The organism is Pseudofulvimonas gallinarii, from assembly GCF_004343305.1.
GTDB classification, from domain to species: Bacteria; Pseudomonadota; Gammaproteobacteria; order Xanthomonadales; family UBA2363; genus Pseudofulvimonas; species Pseudofulvimonas gallinarii.
Map to the genome: position 1 here is coordinate 122,153 of NZ_SMAF01000007.1, position 26,105 is coordinate 148,257.

Here is a 26,105-nt window from a genome sequence, read left to right on the forward strand (position 1 = left end):
CCGTCAGTCCAGGTGGATGCGGATGATCGACGGCGCCGCCGATGCATCGGGCGCTTCGAAGCCAGCCAGGCAGAGGTTGCCCAGCGCGCGCCGTACCGGCACGCCCTGCTGCATGCGCAGCCGCAGTCCGGGCCGCTCCGGCGCACTGCAGGCCGGGGCGGGAAGCACGCTGTGCGCGGGTGCGGTGTCGGTGAAGACGGCGCAGTCCAGGACACTGGCGTCGCGCGCCGCCGCGAACTTCACGATGGCGTCGGCGAAGGTCGGAAATGCGGTCGGCCAGTGCCCGTGTTCGAGCACGATCACGCAGCCCTGCGGATAGCTGCGCGCCGCGACCGGCGCCGCCAGCGCGAGGATGCGTGCGCTGACCGGTCCGGTGGTGGATGCCCAATCTCGTGTCTGCGCCCGCGCGGCGATGGCGGCGGGCAGCGCGACAAGCAACAGGACCGCGCCCACGGTTCGCGGGCGCAGCCGTGCAGGCAGCGCATCCAGTGCCAGCGCCAGCAGCATCGCCAGCGCCGCCGTTGCCAGATAGAAGAAGCGCAGGTTTTCGATGAACAGGCGCGCGCCGGCATCGGCGAACACCAGGTGCGTGATCGGCCATTGCAGCAGCGGTGGCAGCGCCAGCAGGATCAGCACCACGCCCACCGGCATCCGCAGTCGCGGTTGCATTCGCGCCGCCGACCCGGCGCCCAGCAGAACGGCGGCCACGGTGGCCGCCAGCACGACATGCAGCCACGCTGGACCGGCAAACCCGGCCAACGCCGCCGGTACCGTTTGCAGCCAGCCGGCGACGCCGGCCGGTGCGTCCGCGACCGAAATGCCGACGCCCACCGGCCACAGCATCAGCCGCCGCATCAGGAACAGCCCGGCGACCGGCAGCAGCAGCGCGAACCAGGCGCCGGCTGCCACTGCCGTGCCCTGGCGGCGCGCGCAGTACAGGCGCAGCATTCCGGCGCTGGCGAAAACCAGTCCGGTTTCCTTGGACGAGATCGAGAGCGCCAGCAGCAGGGCCACCACCGGCAGCAGCCGGCGACGGTGCAGCGCGGACTCGAGCAGGCGCAGCGCACCGAAGCCGGCCGCCACGGCGAGCAGCTCGTTGCGGTTCGACAACCACGACACCGTCCCCGCCGCCGATGGCGCGACCGCGAACAGCAGGCCGGCCAGCATGGCCGCGGGCAGGCCCACGCCCCAGCGACGCAGCAGCGCGACGATGGCAAGACAGCTGGCCGCGTGCACGCCGATGTCGACCAGGTAATGGCCGCCGCTGTCGTGCCCGGCCATGCGTTCGGCCAGCCACCACAGCGCGATCGAGCTGGGCCGGTAGAAGTACTCGTGAAGGATGCCGGTGACGTAGGGCGAGAACGGGTGGTCGAGGTGGCGCACGATCGCCAGCCAGATCCAGTCGTCGGTGTGGAAGCCCGCCTGCAGCAGCGGCCAGGCCACGCAGGCGAGCGCCAGCCCTGTCGCGACCGGCCACGCGCGGCCCCAGGATGGCGCCGCTTCGCGGTTCACGGCTGGTGTGCCTGCGCCAGGTAGTCCTGGCTCTGCATCTCGATCAGGCGGCTTTCGGTCCGCTCGAACTCGGCGCGCAGCCGCCCGGCCGGGTACAGCGACGTCACCGGCACCTCGGCCGTCAGCAGCAGTTTGACCTTGCGGTCGTAGAACTCGTCGACCAGGAGGATGAAGCGCTTGGCCTGGTCGTCGAGCGTCGCCGGCCCGAAGGCGGGCACGCCGCTGACCAGCACGGTCGAATAGCCGCGCGCCAGTTCGATGTAGTCGGAGACCGCGCGCGGACCGGCGCAAAGCTGGGCGAAATCGAACCAGGCGACGTCTTCGGCGAGGCCGCGCGCGACCAGCGTGCGGCCGGCGATGTCCAGCGTCGCCGGCATCCGGCCTTCCTCGCGACCGAGATCCACGAAGCGCTGCGCCTGGCGCGCCTCGGTGTCGGCGTTTACCGGATGCAGGTACACCGGCGCACGTGTCAGGCCGCGCAGCCGGTAGTCGGTGTCCGACACCAGCTCGACGACCTGGCAGTGGCGCTTGAGCAGCCCGATCGCCGGCAGGAAGCGCGCCCGCTGCAGGCCGTTCCGGTACAGGTTGTCGGGCGCGGTGTTCGATGTGGTGGCAAGCATCACGCCGCGCGAGAACAGGCCTTCGAGCAGGCCCGACAGCAGCATGGCGTCGCCGATGTCGTTGACGATGAACTCGTCGAGGCACAGCACCCGGCATCGACGCGCCAGCTGCGCGGCGATGTCGTCCAGCGGATCGGCCTGGCCGCGCGCGCGCAGTCCGGTCAGCTGTTCGTGCACCTGTGCCATGAAGCGGTGGAAGTGCAGGCGCTGCGCGCGTCCCGAGGGCAGCGAGGCGGCGAGCAGGTCGAGGAGAAAGGTCTTGCCGCGACCGACGCCGCCCCAGAGGTACAGGCCCTGGGGCTGGACAGGTGTCCGCGAGCGCCGCAGCTTCGCCAGCAGCCCGCCGGCCGGCCGGGCCGGCGCGCGCGCGGCGGCCTGGATGCGGTCGAACAGCGGCAGCAGCGCGCGCTGGCGCGGATCGTCCTGCCAGCGGCCGGCGACGACTCCCGCCTCGTAGGCGGCACTGGGCGCCCGCCCGGGCATCGCCGACGAGCCGCCGTCAGCCATCGCCGCGCAAAGGCGGCAGGTTCGTCTTGACCGCGTTCTTCAGGGCGCCGCGCAGGTCCATCAGGCGGCGATGGAAGAAGTGGCCGGTTTCCGGCATGCGGATGAGCTGGGGCGCCGGCTTCACCGATGCCGCCCAGTCGAATACCGCCTCCGGCTTCACGACCTCGTCCTCTTCGCCCTGGATGACCACCCACGGGCAGTCCGGACGGCGCAGGCTGGCGAAATCGAAGTTCTCCACCGCCGGGCCGACGCTGATCAGCTGGCGGACGGGCAGGCGCTGGGCGGCACGCGCGGCGACGTAGGAACCGAAGGAGAAGCCGGCCAGCCAGAGGGCATCGCCGGGGCGCACGGTCTCCAGCCAGCGCGCAATGGCCTCGACATCCTCGGCCTCGCCCTTGCCGCCGTCGTAGCTGCCGGCCGATTCGCCAACACCACGGAAGTTGAAGCGAAGCGCCGCCAGGCCCAGTTCGCGCAGGCTCCGCGACAGCATGGTCACGACCTTGTTGTGCATCGTGCCTTCGTGCAGCGGATGCGGGTGGCAGATGATCGCCACGCCGGCCCGCGCCTCGGCGGGCTCCGGCAGTTCAAGGAAGGCCTCGATCGGTCCGGCAGGGCCGACCAGCCTCAGTTCACCGGATTCCTCCGGGAAGGTGTCGGGATTGGCAGCAGGCGGAACAACAGGCATGGGCGAAGTGGGTCCGGGCAACGCCGGGCATGATAGCGCAGGCCCGCCAGCCGTCCTCAGCCTGAACCCGGGCCGACTGGCGGACCGCAATCCGGGGACCCGTGTCGAATGACCCTTGCCGCATTCGATCAGGGTCGCCACACTCGCGACCTTTACTGAACCCGAGGGTACTGGAACACCCCGCCTTCCACCCGGAGCGCCCGCGACCGGTTTGGTGACAGGAACAGTCACCGCCCGGGCCTAACCTCCGTTCCCGTGGATATCGCACCGGCCGAGGGAGCATCGCGCCGGCGGTTCCAGTCCGTATTCCGCGCCGATCGAGCGCCCTTCCCTCTTGCCGCCCTTGCCCAGGAATGCCGTCCATGACCCCGCGTAACGCCCGACCCGAGAAGAAGCCTTCCACCACCAAGCGCATGATCATCATGTTGATCCTCGCCGGGGTGCTGCTGGGCGGACTGTTCGCCGTCAAGGCCATGATGTCCGCCGGCATGAACCAGTTCTTCGACAACATGCCGCAGCCGGCCGTCGCCGTCACCGCCACCGAGGTCGTGCAGCGCACCTGGCCGCAGTCGCTGGATGCCGTCGGCACGCTGGTCGCGGTGAACGGCACCGACGTCACCACCGAGTCGCCGGGCGTGATCCGGACGATCCGCTTCGAATCCGGCCAGCGCGTGAAGAAGGGCGACCTGCTGCTGCAGCTTGATGCGACCGCCGAGTCGGCCACCCTGGCCTCGATGGAAGCGGCGCTGAAACTCGCGATCACCCAGCGCGACCGCTACCGCGAGCTGTTCAGCACCCGCCAGGCGGTCGCCCGGGCCGACCTCGACCAGCGCGAAAGCGAAGCCGAACGCCTGCAGGCCGATGTCGCGGCGCAGCGCGCGCTGATCGCCCGCAAGTCCATCCGGGCGCCGTTCGACGGCGTGCTCGGCATCCGCAAGGTCAACCTGGGCCAGTACATCAATCCCGGTGACGCCATCGTCAGCCTGCAGATGCTCGATCCGATCCACCTGAACTTCTCGCTGCCCGAACAGGAAGTCAGCCGCGTTTCCGTCGGCCAGGCGGTGACGGCGACGGTCGACGCGCTGCAGGGCCAGCGCTTCAACGGCACGATCACGGCGATCGAGTCGCAGGTGGACGCCAGCACCCGCAACTTCCTGGTGCAGGCGACGCTGGAGAATCCCGACGAAGTGTTGCGACCGGGCACCTTCGCGCGCGTCAGCAGCGACCTGGGCGAAGCGCTGACGGCGCTGGCGGTGCCGCAGACCGCGGTGACCTTCAATCCCTACGGCAATTCGGTGTTCGTCATCACCGAAGTCGCGCGCCAGCCGGGCGAGACGGACATGATGGGCAACCCGCTGGTCGGCAACAAACTGGTCGCGCAGCAGCGCTTCATCCGTACCGGTGCGACGCGCGGCGACCTCGTGGCCGTCGTCGAAGGGCTGGACGTCGGCGAGCGGGTCGCCACCAGCGGCCTGCTGAAGCTGCGCAACGACGCCGAGGTGACCATCAACAACAAGGTCCAGCCCAGCGCAGAGGAATCGCCGGAACCGGCCAACCGCTGAGCGCGCCGGCAGTCCATGACGTCGCCGGCCACGGCCGGCACCTGATTGCGAACGTTCCCCGGCCGGGCGCCGGAGGGAAAACGACCGATGAGATTCACCGATATTTTCGTCAACAAGCCGGTGCTGGCCGTGGTGGTCAGCCTGTTCATCCTGCTCTTCGGCCTGCGCTCCTACAGCGAGCTCAACGTGCGCCAGTACCCGGAGCTGCAGAACGCCGTGGTGAACGTCAGCACCACGTATTTCGGCGCCGATGCCGACCTCATCCAGGGCTTCATCACCACGCCGCTGGAACGCGAGATCGCCAGCGCCGAAGGCATCGAGTACCTGACCTCCAGCAGCTCGGCGGGCGTCAGCGTCATCCAGGCCTATATCCGGCTCGACCATGATCCGAACGAAGCGCTGACCCAGATCGCCGCCAAGGTGAACAAGCTGCGTGGCGAGCTGCCGCCGGAATCCGAGGACCCGGTGATCGAACTGCAGCAGGGCCAGCAGGTCGCGGCGATGTATGTGTCGTTCGCCAGCGACCGCCTCAACGACAACCAGATCACCGACTACCTGACGCGCGTGGTGGAACCGAAACTGGCCACCATCCCGGGCGTGCAGCGCGCGCAGATCATGGGCCCCGGCGCCTTCGCCATGCGCGTGTGGATGAAGCCGGACCGGATGACGGCACTGCGCGTCACCGCCAGCGACGTGCACCTGGCGCTGCAGGCCAACAACGTGCTGTCGGCGCTGGGCCAGACCAAGGGCCAGATGGTGGCCATGGACCTGACCGCCCGCACCGACCTGCGCACGCCGGAGGAATTCCGGCAGCTCATCGTGCGCGAGGAGGGCGGCGCCATCGTCCGCCTGGGCGACATCGCCGACGTCGAACTGGGTTCGGAGAACTACGGTTCGTCGGTGCGCATCAACGGCCAGGCCGCGACCTTCATGGGCATCTTCGTGTCGCCCGATGCCAACTCGCTCGACGTCATCACCGCCGTTCGCGAAGTCTGGGACCGGGAAATCCTGCCGCAGCTGCCGGAAGGCCTGGAGGCGACGATTCCCTACGACAGCACCGACTCGATCCGCGATGCCATCAACGAAGTCGTGCGCACCATCGTCGAAGCGGTCGCCATCGTGATCGTGGTGATCTTCCTGTTCCTGGGATCGCTGCGCAGCGTGCTGATCCCGGCCGTGACGGTGCCTTTGTCGCTGGTCGGCGCGCTGTTCCTGATGCTGCTGATGGGCTTCACCATCAACCTGCTGACGCTGCTGGCGATGGTGCTGGCCATCGGCATCGTGGTCGACGACGCCATCATCGTGCTCGAGAACATCCACCGCCACATCGAGGAAGGCAAGTCGCCCAAGGAGGCGGCGCTGATCGGCGCCCGTGAACTGGCGTGGCCGGTGGTTGCGATGACCACGACGCTGATCGCCGTCTACCTGCCGATCGGTTTCCAGGGCGGCCTCACCGGCGTGCTGTTCACCGAGTTCGCCTTCACGCTGGCCGGCGCCGTGTTGCTGTCCGGCATCATCGCGCTGACGCTGACGCCGATGATGTGCTCGCGCATCCTCAAACCGCATGCCCACGGCAGCAAGGGCCGCCTGGAAGCCTGGCTGGACCGCCTCTTCGAGGGACTGCGCAGCAGCTACCAGCGCCGCCTGCACGGCGCGCTGGAGACAAAGTCGGTGATCGCGATCTTCGGCCTGATCGTGTTCGTGTCCTGCGCCTTCCTCTACACCACGGCGCCGAAGGAGCCGGCGCCGCTGGAAGACGAGGGCTTCATCTTCTCCATCGGCATGGCCGACGCCTACACGACGCTGGACTACATCGAGCGCTATACCGAGGAGATGACCGAGATCGTCTCGGAGATTCCCGAGGTCGATGATTTCTTCCTGTTCAATGGCGGTTTCGCCGGCATGGGTGGCTCGAATTCGGCGCTGGCCGGTTTCGTGCTGAAGCCCTGGAGCGAGCGATCGCGTTCGACCAACCAGGTGCTGCAGCAGGAGCTGCAGCCGAAGCTGGGCGAGATCACCGGCCTGAACGTGTTCGCGCTGGTCCCGCCATCGCTGCCCAGCGCCGGTGGCGACGGTGGCGGCGAGTTCCTGATCGGCGGCGTCGGTTCGCTGGAGCTGCTGTCGGAACTGGCCGACGAGATCCTCAACCGCGCCTATGCCTCCAAGCGCTTCATCTTCCTCGACAAGGACCTGAAGATCGACAAGCCGCGCATCGAGGTGAACATCGACCGCGACAAGGCGGCGATGCTCGGCATCGACATGCGCACGCTGGCGGCCGACATGGCCGCGATGCTGTCCGGCGGCTACACCAACCGCTTCGCCATGCAGAACCGCTCCTACCGCGTGATCCCGCAGGTGCAGCGCAGCGACCGCCTCAATGCCGAACAGCTGCAGCAGTACTACACGCGCACGCGCAGCGGCGAACTGGTACCGCTGTCGACGCTGGTGACACTGAAGGAAAGCACGCAGCCGCAGACGCTGAAACGCTTCCAGCAGCTCAACGCGGTGGGCATTACCTTCGCGCCGCGGCCGGGCGTATCCAAGGGCGAGGCGCTGGCGGTGCTGGAACAGGCCGCCGCGGAAGTCCTGCCTCAGGGCTACAGCGTCGACTACGCCGGCGAGTCGCGCCAGTTCAAGCAGGAGGGCGCGACCATGCTGGTGACGCTGCTGTTCGCGCTGGTGATCATTTTCCTGGTGCTGGCGGCGCAGTTCGAGAGCTTCCGCGACGCGCTGATCATGCTGGTGACGGTACCGATGGCGATCAGCGGCGCGCTGTTCGTGATCAACCTGCTGGCGATCGTCGGCGGCATCCTCGGCATGATGCAGATCGAGGCCTTCCCGGGCATGAGCATCAACATCTACACCCAGGTCGGCCTGGTGACGCTGGTCGGCGTGATCTCCAAGCACGGCATCCTGATCGTCGAATTCGCCAATGCCCTGCAGATCGAGAAGGGCCTGAGCAAGCGCGAGGCGATCGAAGAGGCGTCCGGCATCCGCCTGCGTCCGGTGCTGATGACCACGGCGGCGCTGGTGTTCGCGATGATCCCGCTGCTGATCGCCAGCGGACCGGGCGCTGCGGCGCGCTTCTCGATGGGCGTGACCATCGCGGCCGGCATGTCGATCGGCACGCTGTTCACGCTGTTCGTGCTGCCGGCGTTCTACCTGTACCTGGCGCGCGACCACCGCAGCGGCCATTCCGCGGAAGGCGTGCCAGCGCCGTCGGACCTGCCGTCGGCGGGCCTCGGCGACGCGATCAAGGCCTGATCCCGGCCCATCCTGCCGCCGCCTGACCGGCGGCGGCAGGCCACGGCCGTGCCGACCCGATCGGACGCCGTCGGTCGCCGGTCGATGGCGGCCGACCGTGGGCCTTGGGCTTCATGTGCGCGCCGAAGCCCGCCACGTTGCACGAGGCGGGTTGCGCCCTCCCGATGTGGCGGAGGGTGCGCTGCCCGCCGCTGCAACCAGCGCCTGTCGACCGACAACGGCGCCGCTGCATCCGTTCATCCGGGCCCGATGCCGTTGCCGCTGCAACGGGCGGTGAAACTTCCGCTGTCGTTGAGTCGGGTTTCACCTTTCCGATGTGGCGAATGATGCGCTAGGCGCCGCTGCGACCCGCGCCTGTCGGGCGAAAATGGTGCGACTGCATGCGTCCATCCGTTGCTTCCGATGCCGAGGCCGCTGCAGCTGGAAATGGAACGTCCGCTGTCGCCGGCGACGCCATTGCGGTGTCGAGGCAATCAGGCCGGGCCGGCATGGGCGGTACCAGACCGCACCTCCTGAAGGACGTCGCGGTCGAGGAATGGAGCGCTTCGGTTTCCGGGCCCGCCGGGTGGCCGCGTTGCGTGGGCGGACGCCGGGTCGGCACCGGCGCGGCGGATCCCACGTGGCAGGCGCGGCATCCCGCGTCGCGCAGCGGAGCTGAGCGAATCCCGGTCATCCCTCAGATGGCTGGACACCAGGCAAGTGACGCTGCCGCGGACGCCCGGGCGCCAGCTGGTGGCAGGACGCGCGGAATCCGGCCGCGTCTCCGTTCCCCCGGCTCAGGGCTGGATATCGACCCAGACCGGATCGTGGTCGGAGCTGCGCCAGGGTTCGGCGGCGTACAGGCGGCGGCCGCTGCGGCTGTCGCCGTCATAGGCGAACTCCGGCAGCTCGTCGGCATTGATCGCCCAGACGCCGGCGCCGAGGACGCGCGCAGCGAGATCACTGCCCGCCAGCGCATGATCGAGCAGGCCGGCCTGGCCCTGGTACACATAGCTGTGCGGTGGCGGCGCATCCTCCGGCGCCTGCCCGGCGAGCACGTCGCGATAGCCCTGCCCGGTCAGGACGCGGACCGGGTCTTCCCGGCGGTAGGCGTTGAGGTCGCCGAGGATGAGTGCGGCGCCGGCGCCGATGCCGGCCGGATCGCTGGCCAGCCACTGCGCGAGGCGCTCGGCACTGTCGCGGCGCACGGCGTTGTAGCAGGCCTGGCCGTCGCCCTTGTCGACATTGGCCTCGTTGGCGTCGGCGCAGCCGCCCTTGGACTTGAAGTGGTTGACCACGACGAGGAAGGGCCGGCCTTCGCCGGACAGCGGGCGGAACGCCTGCGCCAGCGGCATGCGGCTGTCGCTGTCGAACGGGCCGCTGTCGAGCGTGTACGCCGCCCCGACCGGTTCGACGCGGTCGGCGCGGTAGAGCAGGCCGACGCTGATCACATCGGCGCCGAGGCGGTCCAGCCCGGCGGGCTGCACGGCCCGCCAGACGCTTTCCTTGCCGCGGGGCGGCGGCGCCAGCGCGTCGGCCAGTTCGAGGATGGCGCTGCCGCTGTCGTAACCGTCGTTCTCGATCTCCATCAGCGCCAGCACGTCGGCGTCGAGCTGACGCATGGCCGCCACGAGCTTGTTGCGCTGGCGCTGCTGCAGTTCGCGGCTGGCGGCGCCACGGTCGGTCGGAAAACCTCCACCGCTGCCGTCGCCGTTGAAGAAGTTCAGGACATTGAAGCTGGCGATGCGCAGCCCGTCCTCGGCACGCGCCGGGGCGGCGGGGCGGGGCGCCTGTTCGACGGCGACGATGGGACGCGCCAGCTGCAGGCGCCAGCGGCCCAGGCGATGGTCGATCACCCCTTCCAGTCCACGCAGCTGGCTGCCGACGCGATACGGCGCCTGTGCCGACACCGGCACGGGCAGTTGCCAGAGCGACCTCGGGTACTCGCCGTCGCGGCCGTCATCGACGACCAGGCTGCGCTGACGGTTCTCGTTCTCGGCGCGGCGCGCCTGCGGACCCGGGCGCGCGACTTCGGTGGCGGCGTACAGGCGCTGGTCGCCAAAGGCGATGGTCAGCTCGCCGAAGCGCAGCAGCGATTCGTTTCCGCTGAGGACAACGGGGCCGGGTACGTGCACGTACATGCCGGACAGCCGCGACCAGTCCTCCGGCGGCCGGGTCAGCTCCAGCCGTGGTGCGGACCCGCTGCCGCAGGCTTCGATGCGCTCGACGTCGCGCAGCGCCCAGGTCGCGGCCGCACGGTCGTCGCTGCGCGACCACTTCCCGGATACGCGCAGGCGCTCGCCGCTCTTCGGCCGCAGCGCGGTGCCACGGGCCTCGACGAACACGCCTTCCGGCGTGCGCTCGTCGCCGTCGTCCTCGCCGTCGGCGCTCTGCAGGAAGAATCCGCCGAGGCCATCGAGGTAGACGGCGCTGACCACGCCCTCGACGGTGACGCGACCGAACTCGGCGATGCCGGCGCCACTGCGACGCGGCAGGCTGGCGATGGCGGTGGCGGCGCCACCGCAGACATCCTGCTGTGCGGCCGGCGCCGGATCGGACGCGGTCGCCGCAGGACGACCGTCATCGCAGCCGTACAGGGCGGCGAACAGGGCCAGGGCAAGGGCCGGACGGCATGACGCCGCCCGCAGGCGGCGTCCGGAGCAGTGGCGCACGGCCATCAGCCTCAGTTGATGTTCTCGAGCATCCACTCGACCGAGGCGCGGACCTGGTCGTCCGACAGCGACGGGTTGCCACCCCGCGGCGGCATGATGCCGGTATTGCCCTGGAAGCCGTCGATGGCGTGCTGGACCAGGGTATCCGTGCCCTTGGCGATGCGGTCGCTCCAGGCGGCCCGGGTCATCGTCGGCGCGCCGCCGGCGCCGGTGTCATGGCAGGTCTTGCAGAGGTTGCCGTAGATCACCGAGCCGTCCAGCGTGCCGCCGTACGCCACCTGGGCCTGCGCGGCAGCCGCGGCGGCGGCTTCGGCGGCCGCCTGCGCCATCTGGCCGGAAGCGCCGGCATAGACGCCACTGACCGGCGCGATGCGTGCCTGCACGGCGGCCAGCTGTTCCGGGGTCCGCGTGTCGCCCTTGTGCCGGCCGTGCACGGAAAACGCCACGGTGATCAGCACCAGCGAGAGCACCACGAAACCGGCGATCAGCGAGGCGAACTTCTTGAGGAAGGTGAGGTCAGTGTTGTTCACGGCAGAACTCTTGGCGGCGGCGACCGTAAAGGCCGCGCAGTATAGCAGTCCGTATTGGTGCCGGGCATTTTCCCCGGCGCCGGCGACGCTCAGGCCGGGGCGGGCCAGACCGCCTTCAGGGGATCGAACTCCAGATCGACCATCTCGCCAGCGCGGTAGCCGAAGCCGGTGACCGCCAGCACACCGTCGCGCATCGGCTCCAGGCCCAGGGCACGCTCGATCTCGCCTTCGTTGGCGGCCGCGGTGATGAAGGCGCCCAGGCCCAGTTCGGTGGCCAGCTGGTACTGCGCCTGTGACAGGTGGCCGGCATCGAGGATGACGGCGCGATAGGCCTTGGCATGGCCGCGGTACTTCCAGAAGTTGCGCTGGAATCGCGCCACCAGCATCACGTATACCGGCGCCTGCGCGAACCACGTCTGGCCGGCGACGAAGCGCAACGCCAGCCCGTCGGCTTCTTCGGCATCGAGCGCACGCATCGGCTCTAGTGCGTGGTCGGTGCTGTGATAGTGGTACAGGCCGGGCGCAAGCCCGTCGACCCGACGAACCAGCAGCCAGGCCTCGACCGGATGCAGGCCGCCGGCCGACGGCACCGCCTTCTTGAGCAACGGGACGCCGGTGACTTCAGCGGTCGCGCGCGCTCCATGGACCTGTTGCAGGATGGTCGCCAGCATCGCCAGCGGCAGCGGTCGCGCAGGGTCGAAGTTGCGGCAGGTCACCCGTCGCGACAGCAGCCGGTCGAAACCGGTTTCGGGACTGGCCGGCAGTGGCTGGCGCCTGGCCGCGTCCACACGCGGCGCCACCGGCGGCGGTGGCGGACCCAGGCGCTCGAGCATCGGCGGCAGCGAGCTGTCGCCGGCCAGTGCCTCGGTGGTCTTCTGCGTATCGGTGTCCTGCCAGCGCAGGTGGCGGTGGGCGACGGCGGCGATCCGATGCCAGTGCCCTTCACGCACGATGGCGTCGCCGGCATCGGGGGCGTCCTCCGTTTCCAGCAATCCGTTGTCGAGCAGGCGCCGGACGACAGCCTCGCCGTGTTTGCGCACGAAATCCTCGCCTTCCGTCCAGTCCGTTGATGACACCTCGCCCAGGGCAAGGACTTCCGCATCCGAAAGTGTGACGCAGTCGTCACGGTGGGCAGCCAAGCCCCTCCATTCGATGCGACTGCGCATCCGCGCCTCGCCGGCGAACACGGCGGCGATATCCAGTTCGCGGGTTTCGCGGGGTTCGATCAACAGGGCATGGCAGCGACGCAGGCGCATGGAATATCCGGACAAGACAAAAGGGATCGCAGCGGCGATGATGGGATTTCAACGGGTCCGCCGTCATTGGCAACGGCGGTGGAGTCTTTCTAGAATCGCCAAACCATTACTCGAACCAGAGAGAGTGCAGACATGTCTGGAAGCCTGCCCCGTGACAAGGGAATCGAATTGATCCGCCGGCTCGCGCACGATGATGCTTTTCGCGGTCTGTTCGAAACCGATCCATCGTCCGCGATGACCGAGCTGGGAATCAGCACGGAAATCATCGAGTCGCTGGGTCCCAAGTGCAAGTTCGCGCGCACGCTGGCGCCGAAGGCCGCATTTGTCTCGCTGCTCGAAAACATCAATGGCGAGGCATTCGACATTGCAATGCAGATGGCCGTGCCGCAGGCGGCGCTGGCGGCACGCCTGGGTGCGACCGCACAGCAGATGCCGGCGGTCGCCGACTTCCCGGCCGCGCTTCGGGCCTGAGTCCCGGCGCGCGCCGGCGGGCGTCGCCAACAGCGACGCCCGGCAATGGCGGTCGGCCGGCACCCGGATTGGACGGAATCGAATACATCCGTCTCCGATCCGTTCGCGCTGCTAGACTTGCGGCCTTGCACGGAAGGAGTAACACGCCATGGCTGGAACACTGCCGCAGGAAGAAGGTATCGCCCTGATCCGCAAGCTTGCCGAGGACGATGCGTTCCGGACGCTGTTCGAGAAAGACCCGCGGGCTGCCATGAAACAGCTCGGCATCTCCGACGAGATGCTGGCATCGCTCGACCCGGGATGCGTGAACCCGCGCACCCTTGCGCCCAAGGAGAAGTTCGCCGAGCTGCTGAAGGACGTCAACAGCGAAGCATTCCTGGCGGCGGTGGGCATGCAGACGCCGGAGGCGCGTCTGCGCTGAGTCGGCGGAGCCGGGCCCTACGACCCGGCGCCCCGCCCGGTCGCCAGTTCGGCGACGGCCGCGCGCGCAGCGGCCCAGCGCCCGCTGACCGGCGGCGGAAGCTGGTTCGTCAGCCACACATGTGAGAACCGCTCGAGCGCGGCAGCGGCCACGTCCGCCTGGCCCAGCTGGATCGCCTGCTCGGCCTGGAACAGCCAGCCCAGCCGCGAGTAGGCGACGTTGAGCGGCACCACCATCATGTTCGCCGTGGTTTCCGAGTAGGCGCGACCGCGATGTCCGGTCAGCCAGCGCGCTTCCTCCAGCGCCGCCGCATGCTGGCCGCTTTCGGCCAGGGCGTCCACCATCGAGACGTGGACCAGGACCAGGCGATCGTCGTCATCGGCAATGCCGCGAAGGATCCCGACCGCGGTATCCGGCTTGCCCTCGGCGCGCATCAGTTCCGCGACCACCATGTCATGCCATTGCCAGAGGATCGGGTATTCCCTGATCTTCAGTTCGCTGTCCAGGTGTGCCATCGCCTGCCGCGCGATCGCCACCTGTCCGGCGCGGGCGGCGAGCCAGGCCACCAGCAGCACGCGCTGCTGGTGTTCGGCGTACCACAGCGGATCCTGCGTGATCCGCGCGGCGACAAACGACTTCAGCCGCTGGTCGAGAAGTCCCGCGAACCGTTCCGGCTCCTCGGTCAGCGATGCCAGTCCCAGTTGCAGTCCAAACAGCGACTGGCGCAGGTTGTCGGTGATGTCGGACCACTCATGGCCGCTCGCCAGGTCCTTGCTGGCGCCGGCCCAGTCGCCCTGGTCGAGCTTGAAGGTGGCTGCCGTGAGCATGCGTCCGAACTGGCTGTACACCGAACCCGACGCGCGCCCGCGGGCCAGCGTGCGCTGGGCCAGGGCGAACTCGTTGCGCGCCGCGTACGCACTCGCATAGGCGGTGTTCTCGAATCGGCGACCCAGCTCCTCTGAAGCACGGAACTGCTCGATGGCCTCGTCGAAGCGCTCCTGTCCCATGTAGAGCTGGCCGAGCAGGTAATGGCCGAGGCCGCGGCGCGGATTGGCCGGATGCGCGTTGTGCTCCACGGCCCGGATGGCATCGTCGTAACGGTTGCCGAAGTACCAGAGGTTGTAGCCCAGGGCGCCCTGCGCGCGGAAATCATCGGGGTAGAGATTGGCCAGCAGGCGCCAGCGCTCGATCACCTTGGCCGGCGTGTCGCTGAGGTTGGCGATCGACGCCTCGGCATGCAGGCGGTCGCGCACGCTCAGCCGCTCCGGCTTCTCGATGGCCCGGTGCAGTTCCAGCAAGGCGCCGGCACGGTCGCCGTTTTCGACCAGCAGCGCCGACAGCTCCAGGCGCGCGCGGCCGAATTCCGGATCGGTATTGATCGCCTGGCGCAGCAGCGCCAGCGCGTCGTTGAAGAGGTTGGCGCGCTTGGCCTGCATGCCCATGGTGTAGGCGCGCAGTGCATCGAAGTTCGCGGTCGCCACCTTTTCCAGCGGCATGCTGTCTTCGGTGACCGCCGCCAGGGCCTCGCCCAGGCGTTCGCGCAACTGCCGGTTGACGCGGTCCACCGACGACAGCACGGAAGCGACGCCGACACCATCGGCCGACTCGGCATAGACCGTGGCCTGGGTGACCGGGTCGACCACTTCCGCGGTGTACCGGACGCGGCCGCCGATCTCGGCCAGCGACGTCAGGATCAGTGCCCGCGCACCCTCGCGCAGGGCGATTTCCGATCCGACGGTGCGGTCGACCGCACTGTTGGGATCACGCTGCATGCGCTCGAGCGCGGCGCTGACCTGCAGGTCGGAGAGCACGTTGATGTGCCGCGACTGTTCCAGGCCGATGCGGAAGGCCTCGTGCAGGGACGAATCGAAGCGGCGGTCGTCGGTGAGGTTGCGCAGGTCGGCGACGACCACCCAGTCCCGTTCGGCGAACGCGATCGCCGGCTGCGGCCGGAAAAAGTCCCACAGCGGGATCGACAACAGGGCCAGCAGGGCGATCATTTCCACGGCGAGCATCAGCGGTCGCCGCCACAGCGGCACCTCGCGGTACGCCTTGCCGCTCCAGGACGGTGCGCGCAGCGGCGCGATGCCCTCCTCACCGACCTCGAAAACCTGGACCGGCTCCGGAACGCCCTTGAAGCGGTAACGCCCGTGTGACCGCCAGCGCACCCGCGGCATCAATGCGCCAAGTTCACCTTCGGCGCGATGGGCGATGCTGTAGACAACGCCCGACATCAGGATCTGGCCCGGCGATGCCAGGCTCATCAGGCGCGCGGCCAGCGGCTTGACCAGCCCCTCGACCTCGACCGGCTTGGCACCCTTGGCGATGTCGTCGGCACTGTTCTGCCAGAGCACCACCTCACCGAGATGGACGCCGATGCGCGCCGCCAGAGGCAGCTCTTCCTCGGTGGAGAACCGGCGCAGCGCGCGCTGGCAGGCCAGGCTGAAGCCGACCGCCTGCACCGGCCGCTCGAAGAGCGCGAGGAATCCGTCGGTCTTGTCGATCTCCTGGCCGCCATGTTCCCGGATCAGGTCACGCACGAGGCGGTCGTGGCGGCGGATCAGTTCGGCGGCACGCTGGTCGCCAAGCCGCTCGAACAATGCCGTCGAATCGGCCAGGTCACAGACCACCACGCAGCGCAGCAGGCACATCGCCCCGTCCGGTATCGCCTGTGTCCCGGCTGTCCCGACATCGGGCTGCGCCTGGGCATGGACATCGTCCCCGGACGTGGTCGCGGCTGCGGGCGGGTCCGTCGGCGACGGCTGCGGGCTGACGTTCACTGCGGCGCCCTGTGAACCATGGATTGCACGCAGCCATGCCCGCCGCAGGGGCGGGAGCCGGACTTCCGCGCCGCAGGCGGCACAGGTCGGACCCCGTCGGGCCCGGTCCGGAATGGACTGGCTGTGCACTGCCGCTGCGCTTTCAAGCTCTGGTCCCCTGCCCGCCAGTGAATCGCGGGCGCCGTACAGCCGGATGGCATCCGGCCGGCTCCGATGCGCCCGCTACGGGGTCAGGAGCCGCCAGCTGTCACCGCCGGCTGCCTTGACTTCATACAGGGCGACATCGGCATGACTGTACCAGTGCGCCCAATCGTTGTCTGCGTCACAGATTGCCCCGCCGATGCTGACCCGGACCTGCTCGCAGCCGGGCAGGTGCAGGGCCTGTACGCCATTGAGGATCTGCCTGGCACGCAGGGCGATGTCGTCGCGCGTGCGCACCTGGGCGATCAGCGCGAACTCGTCGCCACCGAGCCGGCAGGGCAGGTCGCAGGGAGCGCCCGCTTCCTGGACGGTGCCGGCGATCGCACGCAGCACCTGGTCGCCGACGAGGTGGCCGCAGGTGTCGTTGATCTGTTTGAAGTTGTCGACGTCGATCAGCAGCAACGCCATGTCGGTGCCGGGCAGCCGGCGCCGTTCGAGCGTCTCCAGGAACATGTAGAGGCCGCGGCGGTTGCACAGGCCGGTCAGTTCGTCGGTCTGCACCAGCCGCTGCACGGTCCCGAGCTCGGCTTCGGTGCGACGCAGCGAATCCAGCGTCACCAGCAGGTCTTCGTTGCGTCGCTTGAGATTGGCGATCAGCTGCTGCTCGCTGCTGACCAGGTAGGCGAAGGAACGCCGCATGAAGCCGGCCATCACCACCGGATGCGCATGCAGCAGCGTTTCGAACGCCTCGTGCTCGATGAGGTGGAGGGTCGCGTCGATGACCACGGTCGCCTTGGCGACGCGGGCGTGGTTGCCGATGAACAGCGTCAGCTCGCCGAAGAATTCGCGCGCGCCGATCAGCTTGTCCGGACGGCCGTCGCCGAATTCGAGCTGCACGCGGCCGGATTCGATGACGAACATGCTGCGACCGAACTCACCGCGCTGGAACACGATTTCGCCGGCACGCACGACGCGACGCTGGCCCAGCTGGGCGAACATGCCGAACTCGGCTTCCGACAGCTGGCGTGGCAGCTGGATCGGCTTGACGGGCGCCAGCCCCGACAGGGGCAGGCTCGTTCCCGGCGATGGCATTGGCTGGTTCACCGCTCCTCCCACGCGCCAACAGACATTCGATCTTAGCCCTTCTGCGCCGAAGGTTCCCTCACACGGCGCGATTCAAGGGTGGCGCGCGCGTGAAGGCATCGTGCAGGAAGTCGATCATCGCCCGCACCTTCGCTGGCGGGCGACGGTCCGCCGGATAAAGGACATGGATGCCACCCAGCGACGCGACCGGCCGGTCCAGTTGCAGCGCGACCAGTCCACCGCGGTCGAGCGCATCGGCAACGATGAAATGCGGCTGGTAGATGATGCCCTGGCCGCCCAGGGCAGCCGCCATCAGCGCATCGCCGTTGTTGGCGAGCAGGTTGCCGTGCACCGGCACGCGGATGTCGCCGCGCTCGCCGAAACGCCAGTGCTTGCGGTCCTGCATCGCCGACAGCGTGTAGCCCAGGCAGTTGTGCCCGGCCAGGTCGCCGGTCCGGCGCGGCGTGCCGTGGCCGGCCAGGTAGTCGGGCGAGGCACAGACGACCATCGTGCTGTCACCCAGCTTCCTTGCGACCAGTGGCGAATCCACCAGCCGGCCGATGCGGATCGCCAGGTCCCATTGCCCGGCGAGCAGGTCGACCTGGGCATCGCTGAGTCCCAGTTCGACGGTGACCTCCGGATGGCGTCGGGCGAAGTGGGGCATCAGCGGCGCGATGAAGCCGCGTCCGAACGACAGCGGCACCGCCATGCGCAGCAGGCCCGACGCCTTCACCTGCTGCGAAGTGACGGCCGCCTCGGCTTCGTCGATCTCGGCGAGGATGCGCTGGCAGGCCTCGAGGTATTCGCTGCCCGCTTCTGTCAGGCGCAGCTGCCGCGTGCTGCGGTGGAACAGTTTCACGCCAAGCCGAGCTTCCAGCGCATTGACGTGCTTGGTGGCCATGGCAGGCGACATCGCCAGGTGCCGTGCCGCGGCCGACAGGCTGCCGTCGCCGGCCGCACGGGCGAACACACGCATGCCGGTAATGCGGTCCATGCGCCAATCTAACACCATCAGTACGAACTGTTGTCACGATCGCGGGTCTTCTGAGCCTGCAGGTCAGAACCCATACTTGCGGCATGAGCAACCTTACCGACCGATCCTGTGCGACGCCCGGCCCGCGCATGCCGACGGTTTTCATTCCGCACGGCGCCGGGCCGTGTTTCTTCATGGACTGGAATCCGCCCGACACCTGGGATGCGATGGCCGCCTTCCTGCGTGGGCTGGCCGGCACCCTGCCAGCGCGACCGCGCGCGATCCTCGTCGTGTCCGGCCACTGGCTGGCGCCGCGGTTCGCCGTCACCGGCCATGCGGGCCCGGGTCTGATCTACGACTACGGCGGCTTTCCGCCGCACACCTACGAACTGGCCTGGCCGGCGCCGGGCGAACCCGCCCTGGCCGCGCGCGTGTCGGCACTGATCGAACAGGCCGGCGAACCGGCGCAGGTGGATCCGGAACGCGGCTTCGACCACGGCGTGTTCGTTCCGCTCAAGGTCGCCTTCCCGGACGCTGACATTCCGGTCGTGCAGCTGTCACTGCGGCAGGACATGGAGCCGGCTGCGCACCTCGACGCCGGCCGCGCGCTGCAGGGTCTCCGCGACGAAGGCGTGCTGATCGTCGGCAGCGGCATGAGCTTCCACAACATGCGCGGCTACGGGGATCCGCGCTATACGCCGGTGTCGAAGCGGTTCGACGACTGGCTGACGGCCGCCGTGGAAAGCCCGGCCACGGAGCGCGCTGCCCGGCTGCGGCGCTGGAGCGAGGCGCCCAACGCCCGCGACTGCCACCCGCCCCGCGCCGAAGAGCACCTGCTGCCGCTGATGGTGGTCGCCGGCGCCGCCGGCGAGGATCCCGGCCGCCAGGTGTATTCGCAGCGGGTCCTGCAGACGTGGCTGTCGGCGTTCCGCTTCGGCTGACATCGAGGCTGATCATCCCTTTTCGGCGCCGGCCGCGTTGCCGCGCGCATCCTGTCCCGGATCCGCTTCAGGAAATCCACCGTATGAACACACGTCCCCTGGGCCGCTCGGGCCTGCACATCGCGCCGCTGGTCTTCGGCAGCAATGTCTTCGGCTGGACCGCGGACGAGGCGCGCTCCTTCGCGCTGCTCGACCGCTTCGTCGAGCGCGGCTTCAACACCATCGACACCGCCGACGTCTATGCCGCCTGGGCACCGGGTCTGGCCGGCGGCGAGTCGGAAACGATCATCGGCCGCTGGCTGGCGCGCCGCGGACGCCGTGACGATGTCATCGTCATGACCAAGGTCGCCAAGTGGCAGCCACGCAAGGGCCTGTCCGCGGCCAATATCGAGGCGGCTGTCGAGGATTCACTGCGGCGGCTGCGCAGCGACCACATTGACGTCTATTTCGCGCACGAGGACGACGCCTCGGTGCCGCTGGAGGAAACGCTGGCTGCGTTCGACCGCCTGGTGCGCGCCGGCAAGGTGCGCGCCCTGGGCGCGTCCAACTACGGCCCGGAACGCGTGCTCGAGGCGCTGCGCATCGCGGCGCGGGAAGGCCTGGCGCGCTATGAAGTGCTGCAGCCCGGCTACAACCTGCTGGACCGTGGATTCGAGACCACGCTGGCACCGGTGGCCCGCGAACAGGGTCTTGGTGTCGTCGCCTATTTCGCGCTCGCCAGTGGTTTCCTGACCGGCAAGTACCGGCGCATCGAGGATCTGGAAGGCAGCTCGCGGGCCGGCTTCCTGCGCCATTGCTTCGACGCCCGCGGCCTTCGGGTGCTGGCCAGCCTGCGGGAAGTGGCCGAGGAGCTGGCCGCCACGCCTGCACAGGTCGCGCTGGCCTGGCTGATGGCCAAGCCGGCGGTGAGCGCACCGATCGCGAGCGCGACCTCGCTGGCGCAGCTCGACGATCTGATGGCCGCCGCCGAGCTGGTGCTGCCAGCCGAGGCGACGTCGCGACTGGACAACGCCGCATCGGCCTGAGCGAACGCGCGGCCGGCACGCCCGGATCGGCGACGAAACCGGGCGCGCTCCCGCACCGCCATCAAATGCCTTACAGGAGCCAGCCGCCGTCCACCGTCAGTTCAGAGCCGGTGACAAAGCCGGCATCGTCGCTCGCCAGCCAGGCCACGGCGGCAGCGATGTCCTCCGGCCTGCCCAGACGTTTCAGCGGGGTCGCCTCGACGCCGGCCTGGTTGGTTTCCGGCGGGTTCCGGTCCAGCATGGGCGTATCGATGAAACCCGGATGCACCGAGTTGACGCGGATGTGGTCGGGCGCCAGTTCCAGCGCCGCCGTCTTGGTCATCCCGCGCACGGCCCATTTCGTGCCGACATAGGCGGCGGCGCCCGGGAAGCCGCACTGGCCGGCGATCGAACTGATGTTGACGATGCTGCCGCCACCGGCGGACCGCATCGGCGCGATCGCATGGCGCATGCCCAGGAACACGCCCATCTGGTTGACCCGGATCTGGCGCTCGACGTCGTCCAGCGACGCGTCCGCGATGCCACCCGGTTCATAGATGCCGGCGTTGTTCACCAGGATGTCGAGGCGACCGAACACCGAGACGACGGCCTCGATGACCGCGCGCCAGGCATCGTCGTCGGACACGTCGTGCTCCATGAAGCAGACGCGGCCGCCGAGCGCGGCAGCCAGCGCCTGCCCGTCCTCGGCTCGAAGGTCGGTGATCATCACGCCGGCGCCATCCTCGTGCAGCCGGCGCGCGATGGCCGCGCCGATCCCGCGGGCGCCCCCGGTGACCAATGCGATCCTGCCCGCAAGTGAACTTCGCATCATCTGCCTCCTGAGCGGTTGATGTCCCAGCCTTGCACTGCCAGGGCCCGGCAGCCTTGACCGCGGTCATTGAAAGCCCGGAAAACGCTGCGTCCTGTCGCGCCGTGTCAGGGATGCGGCCGGCGCCCACGCAGCGCTGGCGCCGGGCGGCGATAGACAAGGCACCGGCAGGGTCGCTGCGCAGCAGCAGGCGGAGACCGGGGCGTGAGCAGGGCGCCATGCCGCCCGATGCGGCCGTCCCCCGGTGATGTCAGGTCACGACCGTGCGCTTGCCCGATGGATCAGAACAGCGCCAGCGGATCCGTCGCCACCGGCACCCGCAGTTCGGACAGCGCCGGGGCGCGGACCGGCGTCGCCGCCTGTGCGGCGCCGCGCGGCGCCGACACGCCGTCGTGCCAGGGCTCGTTGCGCAGCAAGGCCTGGACGTCGTGGAGCAGACGGCAGGGCGCGTGCCCGTCGCCCGGATAGAACGTCGCCGCCAGTCGCCAGCGCACGCTGTAGCACTGCCTGTCGGCGAGCACGTTGTGCTGGCACAGCTCGGCCAGTGCCTGCCGCAACGGCTCCAGTGCGGCCCGGGTGTCGGCGCCGGCGAGGATGAAAACGGAAAGCGACTCGTCCAGTTCGCCATGTCCGGCCAGCTGCGACAGCCGTGTCTGCAGGCGCTGGGCAATGTGTTCACGCGCCGCGGCGGGAAGCGGTTGCGGTGGCCGGTCGCTGCCACTGGCGCGGCCGGCCAGGTCCAGCATCACCACCGCGAAGGGATCGCGCCGGCTGTCCTGGATGCGGTCCACGAGCAGGCGGGTGAGCCCGCTCCGGCCGATGGCAACCGGGGCCGGCGGAACGCCGCCTTCCGCCGCCGGGGCGGTGTCGGCGGACGATGTGGACGACCAACCAAACATGACGTCACTCCCATGCGTCAGTTTGGCCAGACTGTGATCCTCGACACGCTCCGGATCAAGGCCGGTTTTCAATTCGTCACAAGCCCGACACAAAAATTCACGTTTGTATGAGTTGGCCCTGGGTGTGGTCCCGACAGCCGTCGCCGACCCTCGGTCACCCCTGATTGTCCGCCGCTATCCATCGCGATCCGGAGGTTCAAACGGGCGCAGGAGCCGGCGTCGACACCCAGCCCGGCCACTGGCAACGGGCGCCCCGGCCCGGGTGCGCCCACGTAGGCAACCCCGAACGCGCCGCCCAGGAACAACCGGAACGACTTCTTTTTTCCGCCTGGCGTCCAGAAGGCGGTGGCCCCGCTCCAACCTGCCTTGCCGCGCATGGACCGGTGTCAGCCGGTGTTCTGCACGCCGGCGGCGATGCCGTTGACGGTGGCGATCAGGCTGTGCAGCAGGCCGTCGTCGCTGCGGTCGCCGGCACGCCAGCGCTGAAGGAGATCGACCTGCAGCAGGCTGATCGGATCGACGTAGGGATTGCGCAGGCGGATCGACAGGCGCAGGCGGCGGTCACCGGCGAGCAGTTGCGTGGTATCGCGCAGCGACAGGATCAGCGCGCGCGTCCGCATGAACTCGGCTTCGATCTGCCGGAAGAATCCGGCGTGCAGCGCGCCGGCCAGTTTCGAGTAGTGCTCGAAGATCGCCAGGTCGGACTTGGCCAGCACCATCTCGACATCCGACAGCAGGGTGTCGAAGAACGCCCAGTCGCTCGCCATGTCGCGCATGGCACCCAGGCCGTAGCGGTCGATGCCGCGCTGCAGGCCGGCGCCGACGCCGTACCAGGCGGTGAGGCCGCAACGGTTCTGCGACCAGGCAAAGACCCAGGGAATGGCCCGCAGCCGGTCGACGCCCTCGTCGGCGCCGCTGCGGCGCGAGGGCCGCGATCCGATGCGCAGGCGCTCGATCACGTCGATCGGCGTGGCGGCGCGGAAGTAGGCGGGAAAGTCCGGATGGCGATGGACCAGTCCGCGATAGTGCAGCGCCGCCTGGCCGGCGATGTCGGCCATCATCGCGCGCCATTGCGACTCGCGGGGTTCCGGGTCGCGGGGCTTCAGCGTCGCGCGCAGCACGGCACCGGTCATCTGTTCGAGGTTGCGCAGCGCCAGCGCCCGGATGCCGTACTTGCGATGGATGACCTCGCCCTGTTCGGTGATGCGCAGCACGCCGCCGACCGAACCGCGCGGCGCGGCCAGGACGGCACGTCCGGTCTTGCCGCCGCCGCGGCTGATCGAGCCGCCGCGGCCATGGAAGAACTCGATCCTTGTCCGCCACGCGCGGCCCAGTCCGGTCAGCTCGACCTGCGCACGCTGCAGCGCCCAGCGCGAGGCGACCAGTCCACCGTCCTTGGCGCTGTCGGAATAACCGAGCATCACGATCTGGCGCTGGCTGCGGGCGGCAAGATGCGCACGATAGCGACGGCTGCCGAGCAGTTCGCCCATGACCGCCGACGAAGCGGCGAGGTCGTCGACGGTTTCAAACAGCGGCGCCACGTCCAGCGGCACCTGTCCGTCGCCATCGACGCAGCCGGCGATGCGTGCCAGCGCCAGCACGGCCAGCACGTCGGCGGCCGAGCGGCTCATGCTGATGATGTAGGGGCCGATCGCCAGGCCGCCATAACGGGCCTGGGCTGCCGCGATGGTTCGGAACACGGCGAGCGTCGACGCCGCGTCGGCCGCCTCCGGGCAGGGCACGTCATCGCTGCCGGCGAGGAAGGATTCAAGCATCTCCAGGCGCGCCGGCGCCGGCCGCTGCGACCATTCCGGATCATCGAACAGCGCCGCGAGGGCGACGTCGTGTACCGCCGAATCCTGTCGGATGTCCAGCGTGGCGAGATGGAAACCGAAGGTCTGGATGCGTCGCTGCAGGCGGCGGACGGCGAACAGGCCCGCGTGCGCGCCGTTGTGCGCGGCGAGGCTGTCCGCGACCAGAGCGATATCGGCGGCCAGCCCGTCGACGCCGTCGTAACCGGCTTCGTCATCGCTGGCGGTCAGTGCGACGCGCTCGGCGACCAGCAGCAGCAGCTGGCGATACGGCATGTCGGCATGCCGGGATCGCAGGCGATCCGCGGCTGATGGCAACAGCTTCACGCAGGCGTCGAGCCGCTCGAGCACTGCGCCGTCGATTCCGACGCGGCGGGTGCTCTGGCTGAGCAGGCTGGCCAGTTCCCTGAGGTCGGACTGGTAGGCGTCGAGCACCAGCGAGCGCTGCGCAGCCAAGGTGTGGGCGATGGTATCGGCGCCGACGTTGGGATTGCCGTCCATGTCGCCGCCCACCCAGGTGGCGAAGCGCAGCAGCGGCGGCAACTCGACCTCGTTGCCGTATACCGACTGCCAGGCGGCGGCGAAGGCTTCGTAGAAGGCCGGCACCACGCGGTAGAGGACGTCGCGCAGGTAGTAGCTGACATGTTCCAGCTCGTCGCTGACCTGCGGCTTTTCCGGTGGCGCGTCGGCGGTCTGCCACGCCGCCGCCAGCGCCATGTGGATGCGCTGGTCGTCGCTGCCGCGCTCCTGGGGCGTGCGCGTGTGGTCGATGTCGTCGATGAGTCGACGGACGATGTCGCGCTCCTTTTCCAGCAGCGCGCGCCGCACCGCCTCGGTGGGATGCGCGGTGAACACCGGTTCCACGCGCAGGTCGGGCAACAGCGCCGCCACCTGTGTCGCATCGACACCCTGTTCCTTCAGCAAGGCCAGAATTGCTTCCAGGCTGCCCGGTTGCGGCCCGGCGTCCTGGCGCTGGTAGTCGCGGCGGCGGCGGATGCGATGCACGCGCTCGGCCAGGTTGGTGGCCTGGAAGTAGGTGGTGAAGGCGCGGACGATCAGGTCGGCCTGCGTCGCCGGCAGCGATTGCAGGTAATAGTGCAGCGCCGCGGTGGGTGCCGAGGATTCGCGGCGGTCGATGGCGCAGCGGCGGATCGTCTCGACCTGCTGCAGGAAGGTCGGCGAGACCTGTTCGGCAAGGACTTCGCCGACACGGGTGCCGAGTCGGCGCACGTCATCGCGCAAGGGCTGGTCGGCGGCGATGAAGTCACTGTCGCGCGCGGCTTCGAAGGCATCGTCGGAGGTCTGCTGCATGCCTTGAAGCCTACAGCAGCGCCGGCACCCCGGCATTGTCGGTGTCGGCGGCCGGCACCGCTGCCGGCGATCGAACGCCTTTCAGTTCAAGGACCGCGCCGGCGCACCGCAGCAGGCGCCGTACAGCCGGCCGGATCCGCAGGGACAGGGCGTGACGGCGAGATCCAGCGGCACAGCGCCTTCGACACCGACGTCGCCTTCGCCCGCGCGCTGGCGCGTCATGTTGAGCAGGATGCTGCCCAGCTCGGCGACGATCAGTTCGCGGTCGGCCAGGACCGGCACGCCGACTTCGGCGTCGATGCCGAAATCGTCGAGCTGCTCGGGCATGACCAGCGTCAGGTCGACGATCAGCGAGAAGTCGTTGGCGATGCCGTCGTCGCTGGCACACCAGGCCTGCCAGTCGGTCGCGCGCAGTTGCGCGGCGCGCATGAAGCCCAGCGCCCAGGCGGCGCCGAGCGGAAAGTCGTCGGGAAGCGGTTCCAGTGGCCGGTCGTCGTTGTCCACCGGCATCATCAGCAGCGGCTGCAGCAGCGGACCATTGCCATCGTCGCCATGGGCAAGGCGCCAGACGACGTGGTTGTTCATCCGCGTCAGCAGGTGCACGGTATCGAAGGCGTCCTCGCGGGTTTCGAACTGCGGCTCGCGATCGAAGATTTCCGGCAGGTATTCGGCCGGCAGGATCAGGTCGCCGGGGCCGACGGCGACGGCGGAGAAAAAGCCGTCGAGGCCTTCCAGCGTCAGGCCGCTGTCGGGGTCGCCGTAGCGCTCGAGCAGTTCCGACAGTCGATCCAGCTCGCCAGCGCTGATCGGTGTGTGTTCGACGTTGGCGCTGGCGTTCGTCATCGGCGTTGTCC

The 26,105-nt window shown here is 69.1% G+C and carries 19 protein-coding genes; 6 read left to right on the plus strand and 13 right to left on the minus strand.

Annotation, left to right across the window (positions count from 1 at the left end):
* Positions 1–3 precede the first annotated feature (3 nt).
* The 3 genes from EDC25_RS06845 to EDC25_RS06855 are packed head-to-tail and all read right to left on the minus strand — an operon-like array spanning position 4 to position 3,324.
* On the minus strand, positions 4–1,512 hold the full coding sequence (locus tag EDC25_RS06845) for a hypothetical protein (RefSeq protein ID WP_123521371.1): 1,509 nt from the start codon (positions 1,510–1,512) through the stop codon (positions 4–6).
* Positions 1,509–2,639, minus strand: a complete 1,131-nt coding sequence (zapE, locus tag EDC25_RS06850; RefSeq protein ID WP_243695106.1) for a cell division protein ZapE — start codon at positions 2,637–2,639, stop codon at positions 1,509–1,511. Before zapE ends, EDC25_RS06845 begins: the two co-directional genes overlap by 4 nt.
* Positions 2,632–3,324 (minus strand): alpha/beta hydrolase, encoded by a 693-nt coding sequence (locus EDC25_RS06855; protein ID WP_132577345.1) that lies wholly within the window; start codon positions 3,322–3,324, stop codon positions 2,632–2,634. The genes zapE and EDC25_RS06855 overlap by 8 nt, the downstream gene beginning before the upstream one ends.
* A 362-nt stretch (positions 3,325–3,686) precedes the next feature.
* Here EDC25_RS06855 and EDC25_RS06860 point away from each other — a divergent pair, with 362 nt between their 5' ends.
* Together EDC25_RS06860 and EDC25_RS06865 are read left to right on the plus strand one after the other, a co-directional pair.
* Entirely contained in the window at positions 3,687–4,886 is a 1,200-nt protein-coding gene (locus EDC25_RS06860; protein WP_132577346.1) for an efflux RND transporter periplasmic adaptor subunit, read from the plus strand.
* 87 nt (positions 4,887–4,973) lie between these two features.
* Positions 4,974–8,150 (plus strand): efflux RND transporter permease subunit, encoded by a 3,177-nt coding sequence (locus EDC25_RS06865; protein WP_132577347.1) that lies wholly within the window; start codon positions 4,974–4,976, stop codon positions 8,148–8,150.
* A gap of 776 nt (positions 8,151–8,926) precedes the next feature.
* On the opposite strand, the gene EDC25_RS06870 is transcribed toward EDC25_RS06865, so the two are convergent.
* The 3 genes from EDC25_RS06870 to EDC25_RS06880 all read right to left on the minus strand — a co-directional run bounded on the left by EDC25_RS06870 (position 8,927) and on the right by EDC25_RS06880 (position 12,587).
* Entirely contained in the window at positions 8,927–10,801 is a 1,875-nt protein-coding gene (locus tag EDC25_RS06870; protein ID WP_164484061.1) for an ExeM/NucH family extracellular endonuclease, read from the minus strand.
* Between the two features lie 11 nt (positions 10,802–10,812).
* The gene (locus EDC25_RS06875) at positions 10,813–11,331 is read right to left on the minus strand and encodes a c-type cytochrome (RefSeq protein ID WP_123522264.1); all 519 of its coding nucleotides are present in this window, start codon (positions 11,329–11,331) and stop codon (positions 10,813–10,815) included.
* An 89-nt stretch (positions 11,332–11,420) separates the two neighbouring features.
* Entirely contained in the window at positions 11,421–12,587 is a 1,167-nt protein-coding gene (locus tag EDC25_RS06880; protein ID WP_123522265.1) for a putative peptide maturation dehydrogenase, read from the minus strand.
* 132 nt (positions 12,588–12,719) lie between these two features.
* On the opposite strand from EDC25_RS06880, the gene EDC25_RS06885 reads away from it, so the two are divergent.
* Together EDC25_RS06885 and EDC25_RS06890 are read left to right on the plus strand one after the other, a co-directional pair.
* Positions 12,720–13,058, plus strand: a complete 339-nt coding sequence (locus EDC25_RS06885; RefSeq protein WP_123522266.1) for an NHLP-related RiPP peptide — start codon at positions 12,720–12,722, stop codon at positions 13,056–13,058.
* A 148-nt stretch (positions 13,059–13,206) separates the two neighbouring features.
* Positions 13,207–13,479, plus strand: a complete 273-nt coding sequence (locus EDC25_RS06890; RefSeq protein ID WP_123522267.1) for an NHLP-related RiPP peptide — start codon at positions 13,207–13,209, stop codon at positions 13,477–13,479.
* 17 nt (positions 13,480–13,496) lie between these two features.
* Here the strand turns inward: EDC25_RS06890 and EDC25_RS06895 are convergent, their stop codons facing one another.
* The 3 genes from EDC25_RS06895 to EDC25_RS06905 all read right to left on the minus strand — a co-directional run bounded on the left by EDC25_RS06895 (position 13,497) and on the right by EDC25_RS06905 (position 18,477).
* On the minus strand, positions 13,497–16,130 hold the full coding sequence (locus tag EDC25_RS06895) for a putative peptide modification system cyclase (RefSeq protein WP_123522268.1): 2,634 nt from the start codon (positions 16,128–16,130) through the stop codon (positions 13,497–13,499).
* 351 nt (positions 16,131–16,481) lie between these two features.
* Complete coding sequence (locus EDC25_RS06900; protein WP_132577348.1) at positions 16,482–17,504, minus strand: GGDEF domain-containing protein; 1,023 nt, start codon at positions 17,502–17,504, stop codon at positions 16,482–16,484.
* Positions 17,505–17,562: 58 nt separating this feature from the next.
* Positions 17,563–18,477 (minus strand): LysR family transcriptional regulator, encoded by a 915-nt coding sequence (locus EDC25_RS06905; protein ID WP_123522271.1) that lies wholly within the window; start codon positions 18,475–18,477, stop codon positions 17,563–17,565.
* A gap of 83 nt (positions 18,478–18,560) precedes the next feature.
* On the opposite strand from EDC25_RS06905, the gene EDC25_RS06910 reads away from it, so the two are divergent.
* Together EDC25_RS06910 and EDC25_RS06915 are read left to right on the plus strand one after the other, a co-directional pair.
* Entirely contained in the window at positions 18,561–19,397 is an 837-nt protein-coding gene (locus EDC25_RS06910) for a DODA-type extradiol aromatic ring-opening family dioxygenase (protein ID WP_205984981.1), read from the plus strand.
* Positions 19,398–19,480: 83 nt separating this feature from the next.
* Positions 19,481–20,422 (plus strand): aldo/keto reductase, encoded by a 942-nt coding sequence (locus EDC25_RS06915; RefSeq protein WP_132577349.1) that lies wholly within the window; start codon positions 19,481–19,483, stop codon positions 20,420–20,422.
* Positions 20,423–20,492: 70 nt separating this feature from the next.
* Here the strand turns inward: EDC25_RS06915 and EDC25_RS06920 are convergent, their stop codons facing one another.
* The 4 genes from EDC25_RS06920 to EDC25_RS06935 all read right to left on the minus strand — a co-directional run bounded on the left by EDC25_RS06920 (position 20,493) and on the right by EDC25_RS06935 (position 26,094).
* Positions 20,493–21,230: an SDR family NAD(P)-dependent oxidoreductase gene (locus EDC25_RS06920; RefSeq protein ID WP_123522274.1), complete on the minus strand. Its 738-nt coding sequence runs from the start codon at positions 21,228–21,230 to the stop codon at positions 20,493–20,495.
* A 281-nt stretch (positions 21,231–21,511) separates the two neighbouring features.
* The gene (locus EDC25_RS06925) at positions 21,512–22,129 is read right to left on the minus strand and encodes a hypothetical protein (protein ID WP_132577350.1); all 618 of its coding nucleotides are present in this window, start codon (positions 22,127–22,129) and stop codon (positions 21,512–21,514) included.
* Positions 22,130–22,515: 386 nt separating this feature from the next.
* On the minus strand, positions 22,516–25,251 hold the full coding sequence (ppc, locus tag EDC25_RS06930; RefSeq protein WP_132577351.1) for a phosphoenolpyruvate carboxylase: 2,736 nt from the start codon (positions 25,249–25,251) through the stop codon (positions 22,516–22,518).
* An 81-nt stretch (positions 25,252–25,332) separates the two neighbouring features.
* Positions 25,333–26,094, minus strand: a complete 762-nt coding sequence (locus EDC25_RS06935) for a UPF0149 family protein (RefSeq protein WP_123522275.1) — start codon at positions 26,092–26,094, stop codon at positions 25,333–25,335.
* Positions 26,095–26,105: the final 11 nt, after the last annotated feature.